Source organism: Mycobacterium sp. JS623 (genome assembly GCF_000328565.1).
Taxonomy (GTDB): domain Bacteria; phylum Actinomycetota; class Actinomycetes; order Mycobacteriales; family Mycobacteriaceae; genus Mycobacterium.
The window spans coordinates 3,810,762-3,827,372 of the sequence record NC_019966.1; the positions used below are offsets into that span (position 1 = coordinate 3,810,762).

Below are 16,611 nucleotides of genomic sequence, written 5' to 3' on the forward strand. Positions count from 1 at the left end.
GGCTAACCGGACATCCAGTGCCGCCACTGCGCGAGCACCGTCGGCAGGTCGGCGCCGAGGGTGTCACGCACGGCGGTGGCGGGGTCCGGATGTCCCGGCGCGCAGGCCCGCACGTACAGCGCCCGCAGCGCCTCGGTGCCGTACGCGTCGGCGACGAACCGAGTGAACCACCACGCCCGGTCGTAGGCCTGCGACCCTGCGGGGCCCGGGTCGCTCAATTCGGCGTCGGTGGGCAATTGCGCCAACTGCGCGGCATTCTGCGGTCGTGGCATTGCCGGGCGGCCGACGAAATCGGCGACGCCTTCCGTTAGCCAGCGCGGCGCGTCGGCAGCAGTCACCGCGCGCGATGCGAAGTGAAAAAGCTCGTGGCGCAACACTATTCGCAATGACGCATCGCTCATGGCCGTCGCGCCAGGGGCGAACATGATGCGTTCGGCAGTGGTGGTGGCCGCGACGTCGGGGCCACCGCCTGCCAGCGTGCCGAACTCGGCGTCCGTGCCGGCCGCGACGATGACGACGTCACGCGGCCAGTCGGCACCCCAGAACTCCGTGACAGCCCGCGCGGCGCCGTTCATCTCCGGTGCGATACGGGCCAGCAGTGGCGCCGTGCGCGCTCCAAGGCCCACCAGGTGAACAGTGCGCCCATCGTCGAGGGTCTCGGCGCTCGACGCAGAAGTGGGTGTGGTGAGCGACGCCGGTGCGGCGATAACAGGGTGCGCCGGTTCCGACGGCGGCCTGCCAACCAGCAACAGCCCACAGACCAGCTCGGTGATCAGAATCGCCGCGAGCCGGCGACGGTCAGTAGCGGCGGACGTTGTGGATCGGCGCATTGTCGACGGGGGCGACCCGCACCGGCACGCCGAAGGTCGAGGCGTGCACCATCATGCCGTCGCCGATATAGATGCCTACGTGCGACGCGTCGGAGTAGTACGTCACCAGGTCGCCCGGCTGCATCTGATCCATCGACACCGGCTGCCCGCCCTGAGCGAGCGCCTGGCTGGAGTGCGGCAACGAGATGCCTGCCTGCTGGAAGGACCACATCACCAGTCCGGAGCAGTCGAATTGGCCCGGGCCCGAGCCGCCCCAGACGTAAGGAGAGCCGATCCGGCTCAGCGCGGCCTGGATGACGGTGGCCGCCTCGGGCGATCCGCCCCCGGGTTCGGCACCCGGCGGTGCCACGTCACCAGGCGGAATGCCCTCTGGCGGGGCAGCCAAGATGTTGGGATCAGCCGGCGGCGCCGCGTCCGGTGGCGGTGGCGCCGGAATGGGCGGCAGGGCCGCGAGCGCGTCACGCTGGGCGGGGGTCAGTACCTCGTACTGGGATTTGACGATCGCGATCTGCACCTGCAGCTTGCTTTGCTTGGATTGCAGGTCGGCCCGCACCGCGGCAGCCTGCTCGGCGGCGGTCTTGGCGTCGGCGGCGGACTTGGCGGATGCCTGCTCGGCGAGCGCGGCCTGCTGGCCGATGTCGCGGTAGCTCTTCATCTGCGCCGACATTTCGGACGCCATCACACGCTGGACCGCGAGCTGATCGATCAGACCCTGCGGCGAGCTGGCGGTGAGCATCGCGTCGAGGCCGTCGGTCCTGCCGCCCATGTATTGCGCGGCAGCTAACTTGTCGACCGACATCTGGAACGTTGCCAATTGCGATTTCGCGGAGTCGACCGCTGCTACGTCGGCCGCGTGTTTTGCTTCGGCGGCCTGCTGCGCTGCCAGCTTGTTATTCAAATCCAGCTGTGCCGAATGCATCGCTTCCGTTGTTTGTTCGGCTTGCCGAGACAACTCATTGAGTTTTGCCAACGCGTCATCAGCGGGGTCGGCCTGCACATTGCCAGCGACAATGCCGCCGAACACCGTTAACCCTGCTATCGCACCAATTAGGGGTCGCTTAAAACGACGGGTGAACCGGTGCGTGCGGGCGAGCCTCAAGATTTGCGTCCTTCAGATGCCGTGACGAAACCGCGTCGAACTGCTCTTAGGTCTCAGACAGGTTACGAAACGGCATCGGCCTTGTCCAACAGAAGACGCAAATTTAACAGCTGCCTCAGAGATCGTTATCAACGACCCCGTAAACGAATGTGGTTACGCCACGCCAGAATCGCTGACCCGGCGAATCGGCACCAGCCTCAGCCGCGGCGCAAGGCCGACGTCGGCGAGCACTTCGAGCGCCTTGCGCTCGTCGTCGAGCAACGTCTCGGGCACGCCGAGCAACACGCTGACGACACAGTCCTGGCATCCGGGACCGCGCACCGCGCAGTCGTCGCAGTCGATCTTCACCGTGCCCATTTGGCTGTCCTCTCGATCGGTGTTGTCCGCACGGTATCGCCAGGCACCGACAGGCAACGCCGAGTAATTGACCCTCCGCGTGGCAACCCGTGGCTGTCGGAGTCAGTGCCTACCTTCAGCGCATGGGGCAGCTGAGCTTCGCGGATGTCGATCCGCTTGCTGATGTCTCGCTGCGGGAGACCACCTTCGTCGTCGTGGATCTGGAAACCACCGGCGGCAGGCCGTCGGGCGAGGGCCACGACGCGATCACCGAGATCGGGGCGGTGAAAGTGCGGGGCGGTGAGGTGCTCGGCGAGCTGGCCACGCTCGTCGACCCTGGCCGCAGCATCCCCCCACAGATCGTTGCCCTCACGGGCATCACCACGGCCATGGTCTGCAACGCCCCGACCATCGATTCGGTGTTGCCATCGTTCCTGGAGTTCTCCCGCGGCGCGGTTCTCGTCGCGCACAACGCCGGCTTCGACATCGGCTTCCTGCGCGCGGCCGCCGAACGCCTCCACATCACCTGGCCCAAGCCCGCTGTGTTGTGCACGGTGAAGCTGGCGCGCCGGGTGCTCACCCGCGACGAGGCCCCAAGCGTGCGGCTGTCCGCCCTGGCCCGGCTGTTCAATGCGACCACCACCCCGACACACCGCGCGCTCGACGACGCCCGCGCGACCGTCGACGTGCTGCACGGCCTGATCGAGCGGGTCGGCAACCAGGGTGTGCACACCTACACCGACCTGCGGTCCTACCTGCCCGATGTGACACCGGCCCAGCGCAGCAAGCGGCATCTGGCGAAGGCGCTGCCGCATTGCCCAGGCGTCTATCTGTTCCGCGGACCGTCGGCCGAGGTACTGTATGTCGGGACGGCCGTGGATCTGCGAAGGCGGGTCGGCCAGTATTTCAACGGCGCCGATCCGCGCACCCGCATCAAGGAGATGGCGTCTCTGGCGACGGCCGTCGATCACGTCGAGTGCGCACACGACCTCGAGGCCGGAGTGCGCGAACTGCGACTGCTCGCCGCGCATGCACCGCCGTACAACCGCCGCTCGAAGTTTCCCCGCCGCTGGTGGTGGGTGGCACTGACAGACGAGGCGTTCCCGCGGTTTTCCACAGTGCGAACACCGAAGCGCAACACCGCAATTGGGCCATTTCGGGCACGCGCCGACGCCGTTGAGACCGCCGCGCTGCTGGCCCGGTTCACCGGCGTACGCACCTGCACCACCCGCCTTGGCCGCTTTTCGCTGCATGCGTGTCCCGAGCGTGAGCTCTCGCCATGCCCCGCGCCGCAGGGCATCACCGGAACCGAATACGCCGCCGCGCCCGCCCGTGCCGTCGAGCTGATCGAAGGCGGCGACAGCCGTGCGCTGGATGCGGTACTCGCGCACATCGCCGACCTGGCCGAGCGCAACCGCTATGAAACTGCCGCCCGCATGCGCGACCACGCCGCCGCGGCCATCGACGTGCTGTGGCGCGGCCAACGGCTGCGGGCGCTGGCCGCAGTCGACGAATTGGTCGCCGCCCGCCCGGACGGCGACGGCGGCTGGCACCTCGCCGTGATCCGGTACGGCCAGCTGGCCGCGGCCGGCAACGCCAGTCGCGGTGTGCCACCCATGCCGGTTATCAACGCCATTTGCGTTGGCGCACAAGCGGTTCTGCCGACGACGGCCCCGCTTGGCGGTGCGCTTGTCGAGGAGACCGCGCTGATTACGCGCTGGCTTGCCCAGCCCGGCGTGCGCATCGTGCGCGCCGAACCAGGATGGGCATCACCGGTCGCGGCGGCGGGACGCTTGGCGCAGTGGGCGGCAACGGCCAGATCCGCCCGCGCGGCGGCCGAACAGAAGCTGGGTTCAGACCTTTTGAGTGAACCCCACCCAACGCGCGAGCAGCTTTTCGGCCGCCCCGGAGTCGATCGCCTCGGCGGCGCGGGCCAGTCCCGACTCCCAGGCGGGCACCCATTTGGCGTCGCTGGCTAGACCCGCGTGAGCCACCATCGCGCCAGCCGCGTTGAGTACGACCGCATCGCGGACCGGACCCTTCGCCCCGCTGAACACCGAACGGACTTCCGCGGCATTGGATTCCGCGTCGCCGCCGACCAACTCGGAGATGTGGGCACGCGCGAACCCGAAGGCCGCCGGATCGAAAGTCAGCCGCTCGACGGTGCCGGCCTGCACCCGCCAGATGGTGCTCGTCGTCGTGGTGGTGAGTTCGTCCAACCCGTCGTCTCCGTGCACCACCAGCACGCTGGACCGGCGGGTGGCGAACACCCCGGCCATCACCTCGGCAAGTTCGCCCCATGCGCAGCCGATCAGGCCTGCTCGTGGTGAGGCCGGATTGGTCAGCGGCCCAAGCAGATTGAAGACCGTCGGCACCCCGATCTCGCGGCGCACCACCCCCGCGTGCCGGTACGACGGATGGAACTGCGGGGCGAACGCGAAGCCGATGCCGACTTCGGCCACGCTGCGGGCGACATCGTCGGGCCCCAGGTCGATGCGCACGCCGAGCGCCTCGAGCGTGTCGGCGCCGCCGGACAGCGACGATGCCGCCCGGTTGCCGTGTTTGATCACCGGAACTCCGGCCGCGGCCACCACGATCGCCGCCATCGTCGAGAGGTTGACGGTGTTTGCCCCGTCGCCGCCGGTGCCGACCACGTCAACGGTGTCGTTGCCGATCATCGCCCCCGGTAGATCGGTCGGCACTCGCCGTGCGTGCTTGAGCATCGTGTCGGCCAGCTCGGTCACCTCACCCGACGTCGGCCGCTTCATTTTCATCGCCACGCCGAAGCCCGCGATCTGCGCGGGAGTCGCCGCGCCGGTCATGATCTGGTCCATCGCCCAGGCGGCCTGTCCACCGAGCAGCGCCTGACCTGTGGTCAAGCGGCCGAGAACCTGGGGCCACGTCGGAGCGTCGGAAGAAGTCACCCGCCGATTATCACTAATTGCCTGACCCGGGTGGAGTTCAACAACTACAAAGCGTCATACTTGCTCCTGTGACGAGCGCTGTAGGGACCTCGGGAACCGCCATCACGTCGCGAGTACATTCGCTGAACCGGCCCAATATGGTCAGTGTCGGCACCATTGTCTGGCTGTCCAGCGAGCTGATGTTCTTTGCTGGGCTGTTCGCGATGTATTTCACGGCACGTGCCCAGGCCGCAGGTGACTGGCCTCCGCACCCCACCGAGCTGAACCTGTATCAGGCCGTGCCGGTGACGCTGGTGCTGATCGCCTCGTCGTTCACGTGCCAGATGGGTGTGTTCGCCGCCGAGCGCGGCGACGTGTTCGGGCTGCGGCGCTGGTACTTCATCACGTTCTTGATGGGCGCGTTCTTCGTCGGCGGCCAGGCCTACGAGTACTACCACCTGGTCTCCCACGGAACGACCATTCCGGGCAGCGCCTACGGCTCGGTGTTCTACCTGGCGACCGGGTTCCACGGCCTGCACGTCATCGGCGGTCTGATCGCGTTCATCTTCCTGCTCGCGCGCACCACGATGAGTAAGTTCACCCCGGCGCAGGCCACCGCGGCGATCGTCGTCTCGTACTACTGGCATTTCGTCGACATCGTGTGGATTGCGCTGTTCGCCACCATCTACTTCGTCCGATGATCAGCTCGCTGATGTGTCCGATGATCAGCTCGCTGATGTGTCCGCTAATCGGGTCTCGCCGATGCGTCCGTTTAGAAGGAGTTCGATGACCGACAAGTCCCGCGGAGCCGGACGGCCGGCGACATTGAACCGCCGTCGGCTGCGCCGGCGTCTATCGGCAGCACTGCTGCTGCTGGTCGGACTGGCAGTCGCCGGTGGCCTGGCGGCCACCCTCACCCCCACACCCCAGGTCGCGGTCGCCGACGAGTCGTCGTCGGCGTTGCTGCGCACCGGCAAGCAGCTGTTCGACACCTCGTGTGTCAGCTGCCACGGCGTCAACCTGCAAGGCGTGCCGGACCGCGGGCCCAGCTTGATCGGCGTCGGTGAGGCGGCCGTCTACTTCCAGGTGTCGACCGGCCGGATGCCCGCGATGCGCGGTGAGGCTCAGGCGGCCCGCAAGCCACCGATCTTCGACGAGTCGCAGATCGACGCGCTTGGCGCCTACGTGCAGGCCAACGGCGGTGGCCCAACGGTTCCCCGCGATAACAACGGGGCCATCGCCCAGCATTCCCTGCTCGGCTCCGATGTGGCCCGCGGCGGCGACCTGTTCCGGCTCAACTGCGCGTCGTGCCACAACTTCACCGGCAAGGGCGGCGCGCTGTCATCGGGCAAGTACGCACCCGACCTCTCGGAGGCCGAGCCCGCGCAGATCTACACCGCGATGTTGACCGGTCCGCAGAACATGCCGAAGTTCTCCGACCGGCAGCTCTCCCCTGAACAGAAGAAGGACATCGTGGCCTATGTCCGGATGGCGACCGAGGCGCCTGACCCGGGCGGCTACGGCCTTGGCGGCTTCGGACCGTCGTCGGAGGGCATGGCGATGTGGATTATCGGCATCGTGGCCGTCATCGGCGCGGCGCTGTGGATCGGAGCGCGGGCATGAGCGAAACGTCAGACATCAAGGGCACCGACACCGCGGGCCAGCAGGGCGCGCCCGGGCAGCCGACCGACGCTGAACTTGCTTCGATGTCCCGTGAGCAGCTCGTCGACCTGGGCGGCAAGCTCGACGGCGTCGACACCGTCTTCAAGGAAGACCGCTGGCCGGTCGCCGGTACCAAGGCCGAGAAGCGCGCCGAGCGTTCGGTTGCGTATTGGCTTCTGCTGGGCGGACTTTCGGGTCTGGCACTGTTGCTGATCTTCTTGTTCTGGCCGTGGGAGTACAAGGGCGGCGGCGATCCGGGACACTGGTGGTACGACCTGGCCACCCCGCTTTACGGCTTGACCTTCGGGCTGTCGATTCTGGCGATCGGCATCGGTGCGGTGTTGTTCCAGAAGAAGTTCATCCCCGAGGAGATCTCGATCCAGGAACGCCACGACGGCGCATCTCCCGAGATCCACCGCAAAACCGTCGCGGCCAACCTGACTGATGCGTTGGAGTTGTCAACCATCAAGCGGCGCAAGCTGATTGGCCTTTCGCTTGGCGTCGGCCTTGGTGCCTTCGGCCTCGGCACGCTAGTCGCATTCATGGGTGGGCTGATCAAGAACCCGTGGAAGCCGGTGGTGCAGACGGCGGACGGCAAGAAGGCCGTGCTGTGGACGTCGGGTTGGACCCCGCGATTCAAGGGCGAAACCATCTACATGGCCCGCGCGACCGGCAGGCCCGGCGAATCGCCATTCGTGAAGATGCGCCCTGAAGACATCGACGCCGGTGGCATGGAGACGGTGTTCCCGTGGCGCGAGTCCGACGGCGACGGCACCACTGTCGAGTCACACGAACGGCTTTCGGAGATCGCGATGGGTGTGCGCAACCCGGTGATGCTGATCCGCATCAAGCCGGTCGACATGCCCAGAGTGGTCAAGCGCAAGGGCCAGGAAAGCTTCAACTTCGGCGAGCTGTTCGCGTTCACCAAGGTGTGCTCGCACTTGGGTTGCCCCTCTTCGCTTTACGAGCAACAGACCTATCGAATCCTCTGCCCGTGCCACCAGTCGCAGTTCGACGCGTTGCACTTCGCGAGGCCCATATTCGGTCCGGCTGCGCGCGCTTTGGCGCAGCTGCCCATCACCATTGATCAAGACGGGTACCTGGTTGCCAACGGTGACTTCATCGAACCCGTCGGACCGGCATTCTGGGAGCGCAAGTCATGAGTCCGACATTGCCGAAGCCGAATCTGGCTGAAATCGCTGCCGCACAAGGCGATGCGATCGATTCGCGGTATCACCCCTCGGCGGCGGTGCGTCGCCAGCTGAACAAGGTATTTCCCACCCATTGGTCCTTCCTGCTGGGTGAGATCGCACTGTATTCGTTCATCGTGCTGTTGATCACCGGCGTGTACCTGACGCTGTTTTTCGACGCGTCGATGGCCGAGGTCACCTACAACGGCGTGTATCAGCCGCTGCGCGGTGTCGAGATGTCCAAGGCCTTCGCCTCCACCCTCGACATCAGTTTCGAGGTGCGCGGCGGTCTGTTCGTCCGGCAGGTTCACCACTGGGCGGCGCTGATGTTCTCCGCGGCGATCATGGTGCACCTTGCCCGCATCTTCTTCACCGGCGCCTTCCGGCGGCCGCGTGAAGCCAACTGGGTGATCGGCTCGTTGCTGTTGATCCTGTCGATGTTCGAGGGGTACTTCGGCTACTCGCTGCCCGACGACCTGCTGTCCGGCATCGGCCTGCGCGCCGCGCTGTCCTCGATCACGATGGGCATTCCGGTGGTCGGCACCTGGATGCACTGGGCGCTGTTCGGTGGCGACTTCCCGTGCGGCGGGGTGGGATACCAGTGCTCCGCGGACGGTGTGCTGTTGCCCCGGATGTACGCGCTGCACATCCTGTTGATCCCCGGAATCATCCTGGCGCTCATCGGTGTTCACCTTGCTCTGGTGTGGTTCCAGAAGCACACCCAGTTCCCCGGCCCCGGCCGCACCGAGCGCAACGTCGTCGGCGTCCGGGTGATGCCGGTCTTCGCCGTCAAGTCCGGCGCGTTCTTCGCGATGACCACCGGCATCCTCGGCCTGATGGGCGGCCTGCTGCAGATCAACCCGATCTGGCAGTTAGGCCCCTACAAGCCATCCCAGGTGTCGGCAGGAAGCCAGCCCGACTTCTACATGATGTGGACCGAGGGCCTGGCCCGTATCTGGCCGCCGTGGGAGTTCTATCCGTTCGGCCACACCATCCCCGCCGTCGTCGGCGTGGCGGTGGGCATGGGCCTGGTGTTCACCCTGCTGATCGCCTACCCGTTCATCGAGCAGAAGGTGACCGGCGACAGGGCTCACCACAATCTGTTGCAACGACCGCGAGATGTGCCGGTGCGCACCGCGATCGGTGCGATGGCGATCGCGTTCTATATGGTGCTGACTCTGGCGGCGATGAACGATGTCATCGCGTGGAAGTTCCACATCTCCCTCAATGCGACGACGTGGATCGCACGCATCGGCATGGTGGTGCTGCCGGCGATCGTCTACTACATCGCCTACCGGTGGTGTGTCGGCCTGCAACGCAGCGACCGTGCGGTGCTCGAGCACGGCATCGAGACCGGCATCATCAAGCGCCTACCGCATGGCGCCTACATCGAGCTGCACCAGCCGCTCGGACCGGTCGATGAGCATGGCCATCCGATTCCGTTGGAGTACCAGGGCGCAGCGGTGCCCAAGCGGATGAACAAGCTGGGCTCGGCCGGCGCGCCGGGTAGCGGCAGCTTCCTGACCGCCGACCCGCTCTCCGAGAACGAGGCGTTGACGGAAGCCGCGCATGCGTCAGAACGCAAGGCGCTCACCGCATTGCGTGAGCACCAGGAGCGCAACGGCTCCGGTAACGGCCAGACGAACGGCCACCACTAGAGGCCTAGGTTGGTGTTCGTGGGTTATTGCGCCAACAACGCGCGCAGCTCGCGCAAATAGAACCACGGGATCGCGGGCATCCCCAACGTGACGATGCCGGCGAGGATGTAGAGCGCCCACGCGACCGCGTTGTGGTCAACGGCCATCAGATAAGTCGCGATGCCGATGGCGACCATCGCGACACCCATCGCGATCGCAATGACCACGGCGCACCGCAGCCAAAGCTGGTCCACCGCAGCCGCCAGCGGATTTGGCTGCGGACGAATGGCCTCACGCGTGGGATAGCTGAGGCCGGCGGAAGTCGTCGCGCCGATTCGGATCTTCTCCGTCGGGGCCTCAGCACCACGCGCCGGAGCGGCCGGGGCGGCCCGCATCGGGGCTCGCGCACGCGGCGGCGGCTCTTCGAGCGCAGCGCGGCGCGCCCGCAGCAGCAGCGGCACCGCGCCGATGATCACCACGGCGGAGATCGCGATCACGACATACAGCAGCCAAGGGGTGTCGGACTCCCCCGTGGACTGCGCATGCCCGTTTCCCAGGTCGACGAGCGCCACCGTCGCCGCGACTCCCGCGCCAAGGGCGATCAGCCAGACGGCGGCGCAGGCACCAAGCAAAATGCGGTCGGTGCGGTCGAATTCGGCGGTATCCAGGCCGGTACGCAACCGCGAACGGCCCGCGGTGGTGGGGTCTTCAGGCATCAGCAGCTTGTCTGCGCGGCATTGTTGGTATTCGACGAGAGCACCGTGCCGTCACTCGTCGTGATCGAGCAATTGAGCCGGCTCACCAGGAACAGGCTCGACGCCTGCACCGAGCCGACTTCGGACTGCGAGATCGGCGTCACCGTCAGCGACCACGGAATGTACACATTGCGCTGGGTGCGACTGCGGCCCGAGGCGTCGATGTAGGTGACGGTGATGATGTCACCGGGCGCCTTCGTGCCAGTGACCGAATAGGTGACCTGTCGCGGCCCCGCCGGGGTGGTCGACGTCGGCGGGGGTGGTGGCGCAGCCGTGGTCGCAGGTGGAGGCGGAGGCGGCGCCTCGGCCGCCGGCGGAGGGGGCGGCGGCGACGGCTCCTGCGTCACCGTGACGGTCTCCGGCGGGGGCGGCGGTGGCGCCTGCGTCGTCGGCGGTGGCGGCGGTGGAGGCGGCGGGGTCGTCGTGGTGATCTCGTCCTGCACTGGCGGCGGTGGGCTCGTGGTCGTCGCGGGGGTCGCGAGGTTGTTGGTGTCGGTCCGGGTCACCAGCACCGACACGGAGGCGACGAGCGCGATTGCGGCGACAATGGCTGCCACGCCGACCACCCACGGCCAGCGCGGGGGGCGCTCCGGGTCGACCAGTTCGGGGGCTGGGTTATAGCTGTCGTAGTCGTAGAGCGACGAGTCCGCGGGCACGTAGGGGCCGCTGGTGAACTGTTCGGACTCCGGCGCGGAATAGGCCTGCGAGTAGAACTCCGTTTCACCGGTCTCGGGTGCCGCCGACTGGTCCGGGATGGACTTGTCGCCCGGCTCCTGACCTGGGGCGAATTCCGCCCCTTCGTCCGATCCTGGGGGCCCGCTCATTACGCCTATCCTTCTCGACTACATCTGCGGCGCGGTTGACCGTGCCCCGGCAACACTACCCAAAGCGACCGCGTGAACGAATCTCACAGCGCGGTTAGCGGGCGAACTGTTGTCCCGATTGTGACCTTTTGGGGTCAGTGCTTTTCAGGGCCGGTGTAGTACTCGAAGACCAGGCCCGCGGCCGTCGAAAGCACGAAGCAGACGCCCGCCGCGATCAGCCAGGGCAGCCACAGTGCGACGCCGACGGCGGTGACCGACGCGGACAGCGCAATGGCCACCGGCCACCAGCTGTGCGGGCTGTAGAAGCCCAGCTCGCCGGCGCCGTCACTGATCTCCGCGTCCTCGTAGTCCTCGGGCCGGGTGTCGAGCCTGCGGGCCACGAACCGGAAGAACGTCCCGGTGATCAAGGTCAGGCCGGACGTCAACACCAGCGCGGTGGTGCCCGCCCACTCCACGCCGCCGTACTGGAACATCGCGGTCAGCACCGCATACACCACCGCCGCGAGGATGAAGAACGCTGTCAGGAACTCGAACAATCTGGCTTCGATGTGCATCTGATGTCCCTACTTGCTGGCTTGCGCTGGCACGCCGGCCTGTTCACCCCGGCGAGTATCGAACGGATGCGTGGTGATCGCGGTCGGCGACTGATTGATGGCCTGCAGCGCCTCGGCGTTGGTCTTGCCGGCCATGCGCTGCTGCAGATAGGCCTTGAAGTCGTTGGGCTCCACCACGCGCACCTCGAAATTCATCATCGAGTGGTAGGTGCCGCACATCTCCGCGCACCGGCCGACGAACGCACCGGTCTTGTTGATCTCGCTGACCTGGAAGACGTTGTCGGAGTGATTCGCCTTCGGATCGGGCATCACGTCGCGCTTGAACAGGAACTCCGGCACCCAGAACGCGTGAATCACGTCGGCCGAGGCGATCTGGAACTCGATGCGCTTGCCGGTGGGCAGCACCAGGATTGGAATCTCGGTGGAGCTGCCCAGTGTCTCGACCTTGTCGAAGTTCAGGTACTGACGGTCCTCGGGGTTGAGCCCGCGCACGGCGCCGACGATTTCCTCGCCGTGCTTGTCGACACCCTCGGGCTTCGACAGCATCGCCTTCTTACGCTCGGGGTCGGCGCCGTCGTAGGTGAAGGTGCCGTCGCCGAAGTTGATCTTCTGGTAGCCGAACTTCCAGTTCCACTGGAATGCGGTGACGTCGATCACGACCTCGGGATTGGGGTCCTTGTGCAACATCTTCTCCTGCACCACCACGGTGAAGTAGAAGAGCACAGAGATGATCAGGAACGGCGTGACGGTGAGCACCAGCTCCAGCGGCATGTTGTAGCCGAACTGGCGCGGCAGCTCCGTGTCGCCCTTCTTGTGGCGGTGAAACGCCGAACTCCAGAAGATCAGGCCCCAGACGATCACACCGACGACGAGCGCCGCGATCAGTGAGCCGATCCAGAGCTCCCGGTTCACATGCGCTTCGGGCGTGATGCCTTCGGGCCACCCCAGGCCGGCCACCTCAGACCAGCTGCACCCGCTGAGCAGCACAGCCGTGCCACCCAGGACGACTGACAACGCCAACACCTTCAGGCGGCGAGGTGCCACGTCGGAGCCTCCTACGAAGTCGGTGGACCAGGCGAATACTACGCAGCGTAGACCACCGCCAGGTGCCGGTCTCACTACACCTCAGCATTCGGCATACTGGCCCGGTGTGCGGACTGCTGGCCCTGCTGACCGACCCGTCCGCTGACGTCACGGACGCGCTGGTCGACGCCGTCTCCGGCGCCTCGCACCTCATGCGCCACCGCGGTCCGGACGAACCGGGCACCTGGTCCGATGACCACGTCGTGTTGGGCTTCAACCGGCTGTCGATCATCGACATCGCGCACAGTCATCAACCGTTGCGCTGGGGCCCCGAGGAGTCTCCGGACCGCTATGTGCTCGTCTTCAACGGCGAGATCTACAACTACCTGGAATTACGCGAAGTATTGCGCTCCGATTTCGGCGCCGTGTTTCACACCGACGGTGACGGCGAGGCCATCGTCGCGGCCTACCACTACTGGGGCACCGACGCGCTGACCCGGCTTCGCGGTATGTTCGCGTTCGCACTGTGGGACACCTTCGAGCAGGAAATGCTCTGCGCGCGTGATCCTTTCGGGATCAAGCCGCTGTTCATGGCGACGGGTTCCGGCGGCACGGTGGTGGGCAGCGAGAAGAAGTGCCTACTGGACCTGGCGGCGGCGATAGGAATCGACGACGCCCTCGATCCCAGGGCCGTGCAGCACTACACGGTGCTGCAGTACGTGCCCGAACCCGAGACGCTGCACCGCGGCATCAGGCGGCTGGAATCCGGGAGCTATGCCCGTGTGCGGCAGGGCAAGCCACCGGAAGTGACCCGTTACTTCACCCCGCGGTTCGCTGCTGTGCCGTTCGTGAACGGAAGTCAGCAGGGCCGCTACGACGAGATCACCTCGGTGCTGGAGGATTCGGTCGCCAAGCACATGCGGGCCGACGTGACGGTCGGCGCGTTCTTATCGGGTGGCATCGACTCCACCGCGATCGCGGCGCTGGCGATGCGGCACAACCCGAGGCTGATCACCTTCACCACCGGTTTCGAGCGGGAGGGCTTCTCCGAGGTCGACGTCGCGGTGGCCTCGGCCGAGGCAATCGGCGCACGACATGTGACGAAGGTGGTCAACCAGGCCGAGTTCGTCGCCGCCCTGCCCAAAATCGTCTGGTATCTGGACGAACCCGTCGCCGACCCGGCTCTGGTACCGCTGTATTTCATTGCCCGCGAGGCGCGCAAACACGTCAAGGTGGTGCTGTCCGGTGAAGGCGCCGACGAGCTGTTCGGCGGCTACACCATTTACCGGGAACCGTTGTCGCTGAAGCCTTTCGACCTCCTGCCGCGGCCGGTTCGCCGGTCGCTTGGCAAGGCGTCCAAGCCATTGCCGGAGGGCATGCGCGGCAAGAGCCTGCTGCACCGCGGCTCGCTGACCCTCGAAGAGCGCTACTACGGCAACGCGCGCAGCTTCTCCGACGCCCAATTGCGCGCGGTGCTGCCGGGCTTCCGCGAAGAATGGACGCACACCGACATCACCGCGCCGGTCTACGCCACCTCCGACGGGTGGGACCCGGTGGCGCGCATGCAGCACATCGACCTGTTCACCTGGCTGCGCGGCGACATCCTGGTCAAGGCCGACAAGATGACGATGGCCAATTCACTCGAACTGCGGGTGCCCTTCCTGGATCCCGAGGTGTTCGCGGTCGCATCCCGGCTGCCGGCTGATCAGAAAATCACAAGGGCCACAACGAAATTCGCACTGCGCAAGGCGCTGGAGCCCATAGTTCCCGCCCATGTGCTGAACCGGCCCAAGCTGGGCTTCCCCGTCCCGATCCGACACTGGCTGCGCGCCGGCGAATTGATGGACTGGGCGTATGCCATCATCGCCGCGTCACAGGCAGGCGAGCATGTCGACCTTGCGGCGGTGCGGGCCATGCTTGATGAACACCGGACCGGCGCAAGCGATCACAGCCGAAGGCTGTGGACGGTGCTGATCTTCATGTTGTGGCACGCCATCTTCGTCGAGCACAGTGTGACGCCACAGATCAGCGAGCCGACCTACCCCGTCCAGCTCTAAAGGGCTGCGCCGATCTCCGCGCCTGCCTCGGGACCGTAGGCGTCGGACAACCGCTTCACGGCAGCTTCCTTGTCCCACGTCCACTCCTGCGGACCTGGTGCCTCCAGCACCAGCGTGGCGACCATCGATGCGAGCTGCGCGGACCGCTCGAGGCTCAGCCCGGCGCTGCGGCCGGTGAGGAAGCCGGCACGGAACGCGTCGCCGATACCGGTCGGATCGTCCTTGTGGGTCTCGGGCACAACGTCGACGTGGACGAAGGTGCCGTCGCGGCCGACGATGTCGACACCCTTCTCCCCCAACGTCGTGATGCGCATTTCGATCTGGCGCATCACCTCTGCCTCCGACCACTCGGACTTCTGCAGCAGCAGGTCCCATTCGTAGTCGTTGGTGAACAGGTAGGTCGCCCCGTCGATCAGCTGGCGGATCTGCTCGGCAGACAGCCGGGCGAGTTGCTGGCTGGGATCGGCGGCGAACGCAAGACCCAGCTTGCGGCACTCCTCGGTGTGCAGGAACATGGCGTCAGGGTCGTTGGCGCCGATGATCACCAGATCGGTTGCGCCCGTTCGTGATACGACGTCTGCCAGCTTGATGTTGCGGGCCTCCGACATCGCCCCCGGGTAAAAGGAGGCCAGCTGCGCCATCACCTCATCGGTGGTGCAGACGAATCGCGCGGTGTACGCCGAGTCGGAGATCAGCACGCTGTCGCAGTCCACGCCGTGCGCCGTCAGCCACTGCCGGTAGTCCTCGAAGTCCTTGCCAGCGGCGCCGACCAGTGCGACGTCTCCGCCGAGCACGCCGATCGCGAACGCCATGTTGCCCGCCACGCCGCCGCGGTGGATGACCAGATCATCGACGAGGAAGCTCAACGACACCTTCTGCAGGTGATCGGGCAGGAGCTGCTCGCTGAACCGGCCCGGAAAACGCATGAGATGGTCGGTCGCAATCGATCCGGTCACCGCAATGGTCACGAAACGTCACCCTTCATTTATTAAACCGTCTAGATAATCTTACCCAGGGGATGCTCGCAGGCAGTGCGCTAACCTGCCTACAAGTGCCCGCCCGGTCACTGTAGACAGGCAAATTCCTCAACACATCTCGGGGGAGCAAATATATGACTGGCCAGTACCCGCCCGAATACGGCGCTGGACCGGTCGGCCCGCAAAGGTATCCCCCGCAGCCTTATCCCGAAAATGTGCCGTCGCCCTATCCTGCGATGCTGCCACCGCCGTTGCGATATCCGAAACGGCGCTGGTGGCCGATCGTCGCGGTGGTGGCGGCGGTTGTTGTGGTCGCAGCATTAATCGGCGCAATTGTTTTCGCGTCGCGCAATGACAACGCCTCCGGCCACACGGCGTTGACCGACGCGTCGGTCAAGGCCGCGATCCAGGAGTATCTGAATGCGCTGTCGAAGGGCGACGATCAAACCGTCGCGCGCCACACGTTGTGCGGGCTGTACGACGCGGTCAAGGAGCACCGCTCAGATCTCGCGCTGGCCAGCCTCAGCAGCGACGCGTTCCGGAAGCAGTACAGCCAAGCCGAGGTGACGTCGATCGACAAGATGGTGCTGTTGTCGCCCAATCAGGCGCAGGTGCTGTTCACCATGAAAGTGGCTCCCGCGAGCGGGTCGACCCGCACCCAAGCGCCAAAAGACGAGGAACAACAGGCCGTCGCTCAGGTGCTGGCTCAGGACAACGAGACCCTGGTGTGTTCGTACCTGCCGCGGACGGCCGGTCAGTACTGA

Annotated in this window: 15 protein-coding genes and 1 pseudogene; 7 read left to right on the top strand and 9 right to left on the bottom strand. The window is 66.1% G+C overall.

What is annotated here, in order from left to right; genetic code table 11:
* Window positions 1-2 precede the first annotated feature (2 nt).
* The 3 genes from MYCSM_RS18710 to MYCSM_RS18720 form a co-directional block, all read right to left on the bottom strand.
* Entirely contained in the window at window positions 3-830 is an 828-nt protein-coding gene (locus MYCSM_RS18710) for a hypothetical protein (protein ID WP_015307730.1), read from the bottom strand.
* A complete protein-coding gene (gene ripC, locus MYCSM_RS18715; RefSeq protein WP_041312382.1) occupies window positions 799-1,929 on the bottom strand; it encodes a peptidoglycan hydrolase RipC in 1,131 nt (376 codons plus the stop codon). The genes MYCSM_RS18710 and ripC overlap by 32 nt, the downstream gene beginning before the upstream one ends.
* Window positions 1,930-2,082: 153 nt before the next feature.
* Window positions 2,083-2,286: a hypothetical protein gene (locus MYCSM_RS18720; RefSeq protein WP_015307732.1), complete on the bottom strand. Its 204-nt coding sequence runs from the start codon at window positions 2,284-2,286 to the stop codon at window positions 2,083-2,085.
* Window positions 2,287-2,408: 122 nt separating this feature from the next.
* Between MYCSM_RS18720 and MYCSM_RS18725 the strand changes: the two are divergent.
* Window positions 2,409-4,181, top strand: a pseudogene (locus MYCSM_RS18725) (DEDD exonuclease domain-containing protein); the annotation flags it as partial.
* On the opposite strand, the gene trpD reads toward MYCSM_RS18725, so the two are convergent.
* On the bottom strand, window positions 4,119-5,207 hold the full coding sequence (gene trpD, locus MYCSM_RS36085; protein WP_232425815.1) for an anthranilate phosphoribosyltransferase: 1,089 nt from the start codon (window positions 5,205-5,207) through the stop codon (window positions 4,119-4,121). The pseudogene MYCSM_RS18725 and the gene trpD sit on opposite strands and share 63 nt — an antisense overlap.
* A 50-nt stretch (window positions 5,208-5,257) precedes the next feature.
* Here trpD and ctaE point away from each other — a divergent pair, with 50 nt between their 5' ends.
* The 4 genes from ctaE (at window position 5,258) to qcrB (ending at window position 9,678) form a co-directional block, all read left to right on the top strand.
* Window positions 5,258-5,869 carry an aa3-type cytochrome oxidase subunit III gene (gene ctaE, locus MYCSM_RS18740; RefSeq protein WP_041312383.1) on the top strand — a complete coding sequence of 204 codons (612 nt, stop codon included), beginning with the start codon at window positions 5,258-5,260 and terminating at the stop codon, window positions 5,867-5,869.
* An 85-nt stretch (window positions 5,870-5,954) separates the two neighbouring features.
* On the top strand, window positions 5,955-6,791 hold the full coding sequence (gene qcrC, locus MYCSM_RS18745; protein ID WP_015307736.1) for a cytochrome bc1 complex diheme cytochrome c subunit: 837 nt from the start codon (window positions 5,955-5,957) through the stop codon (window positions 6,789-6,791).
* On the top strand, window positions 6,788-7,993 hold the full coding sequence (qcrA, locus tag MYCSM_RS18750; RefSeq protein ID WP_015307737.1) for a cytochrome bc1 complex Rieske iron-sulfur subunit: 1,206 nt from the start codon (window positions 6,788-6,790) through the stop codon (window positions 7,991-7,993). The genes qcrC and qcrA overlap by 4 nt, the downstream gene beginning before the upstream one ends.
* Window positions 7,990-9,678, top strand: coding sequence for a cytochrome bc1 complex cytochrome b subunit (gene qcrB, locus MYCSM_RS18755; protein ID WP_015307738.1), 1,689 nt, complete (start codon window positions 7,990-7,992; stop codon window positions 9,676-9,678). Before qcrA ends, qcrB begins: the two co-directional genes overlap by 4 nt.
* Before the next feature lie 23 nt (window positions 9,679-9,701).
* Here the strand turns inward: qcrB and MYCSM_RS18760 are convergent, their stop codons facing one another.
* From MYCSM_RS18760 to ctaC, 4 genes are all read right to left on the bottom strand, one after another.
* Window positions 9,702-10,373 (bottom strand): DUF2561 family protein, encoded by a 672-nt coding sequence (locus MYCSM_RS18760; protein ID WP_015307739.1) that lies wholly within the window; start codon window positions 10,371-10,373, stop codon window positions 9,702-9,704.
* Window positions 10,373-11,236 carry an MmpS family transport accessory protein gene (locus tag MYCSM_RS18765; RefSeq protein ID WP_015307740.1) on the bottom strand — a complete coding sequence of 288 codons (864 nt, stop codon included), beginning with the start codon at window positions 11,234-11,236 and terminating at the stop codon, window positions 10,373-10,375. The genes MYCSM_RS18760 and MYCSM_RS18765 overlap by 1 nt, the downstream gene beginning before the upstream one ends.
* Window positions 11,237-11,370: 134 nt before the next feature.
* Window positions 11,371-11,790 (bottom strand): cytochrome c oxidase subunit 4, encoded by a 420-nt coding sequence (locus tag MYCSM_RS18770; RefSeq protein ID WP_015307741.1) that lies wholly within the window; start codon window positions 11,788-11,790, stop codon window positions 11,371-11,373.
* A gap of 9 nt (window positions 11,791-11,799) precedes the next feature.
* The gene (gene ctaC / locus MYCSM_RS18775) at window positions 11,800-12,834 is read right to left on the bottom strand and encodes an aa3-type cytochrome oxidase subunit II (protein WP_015307742.1); all 1,035 of its coding nucleotides are present in this window, start codon (window positions 12,832-12,834) and stop codon (window positions 11,800-11,802) included.
* Between the two features lie 104 nt (window positions 12,835-12,938).
* On the opposite strand from ctaC, the gene asnB reads away from it, so the two are divergent.
* The gene (asnB, locus tag MYCSM_RS18780) at window positions 12,939-14,870 is read left to right on the top strand and encodes an asparagine synthase (glutamine-hydrolyzing) (RefSeq protein ID WP_015307743.1); all 1,932 of its coding nucleotides are present in this window, start codon (window positions 12,939-12,941) and stop codon (window positions 14,868-14,870) included.
* Here asnB and MYCSM_RS18785 read toward each other — a convergent pair.
* Entirely contained in the window at window positions 14,867-15,838 is a 972-nt protein-coding gene (locus MYCSM_RS18785; protein ID WP_015307744.1) for a carbohydrate kinase family protein, read from the bottom strand. The two genes, asnB and MYCSM_RS18785, sit on opposite strands and share 4 nt — an antisense overlap.
* Window positions 15,839-15,981: 143 nt before the next feature.
* On the opposite strand from MYCSM_RS18785, the gene MYCSM_RS18790 reads away from it, so the two are divergent.
* Window positions 15,982-16,611, top strand: coding sequence for an Rv0361 family membrane protein (locus tag MYCSM_RS18790; RefSeq protein ID WP_015307745.1), 630 nt, complete (start codon window positions 15,982-15,984; stop codon window positions 16,609-16,611).

Coding starts and splice junctions, on each gene's coding strand:
- qcrB (WP_015307738.1), top strand. CDS start 7,990: ATGAGTCCGACATTGCCGAAGCCGAATCTGGCTGAAATCGCTGCCGCA.
- qcrA (WP_015307737.1), top strand. CDS start 6,788: ATGAGCGAAACGTCAGACATCAAGGGCACCGACACCGCGGGCCAGCAG.
- MYCSM_RS18720 (WP_015307732.1), bottom strand. CDS start 2,286: ATGGGCACGGTGAAGATCGACTGCGACGACTGCGCGGTGCGCGGTCCC.
- MYCSM_RS18760 (WP_015307739.1), bottom strand. CDS start 10,373: ATGCCTGAAGACCCCACCACCGCGGGCCGTTCGCGGTTGCGTACCGGC.
- MYCSM_RS18765 (WP_015307740.1), bottom strand. CDS start 11,236: ATGAGCGGGCCCCCAGGATCGGACGAAGGGGCGGAATTCGCCCCAGGT.
- MYCSM_RS18770 (WP_015307741.1), bottom strand. CDS start 11,790: ATGCACATCGAAGCCAGATTGTTCGAGTTCCTGACAGCGTTCTTCATC.
- MYCSM_RS18790 (WP_015307745.1), top strand. CDS start 15,982: ATGACTGGCCAGTACCCGCCCGAATACGGCGCTGGACCGGTCGGCCCG.
- MYCSM_RS18710 (WP_015307730.1), bottom strand. CDS start 830: ATGCGCCGATCCACAACGTCCGCCGCTACTGACCGTCGCCGGCTCGCG.
- qcrC (WP_015307736.1), top strand. CDS start 5,955: ATGACCGACAAGTCCCGCGGAGCCGGACGGCCGGCGACATTGAACCGC.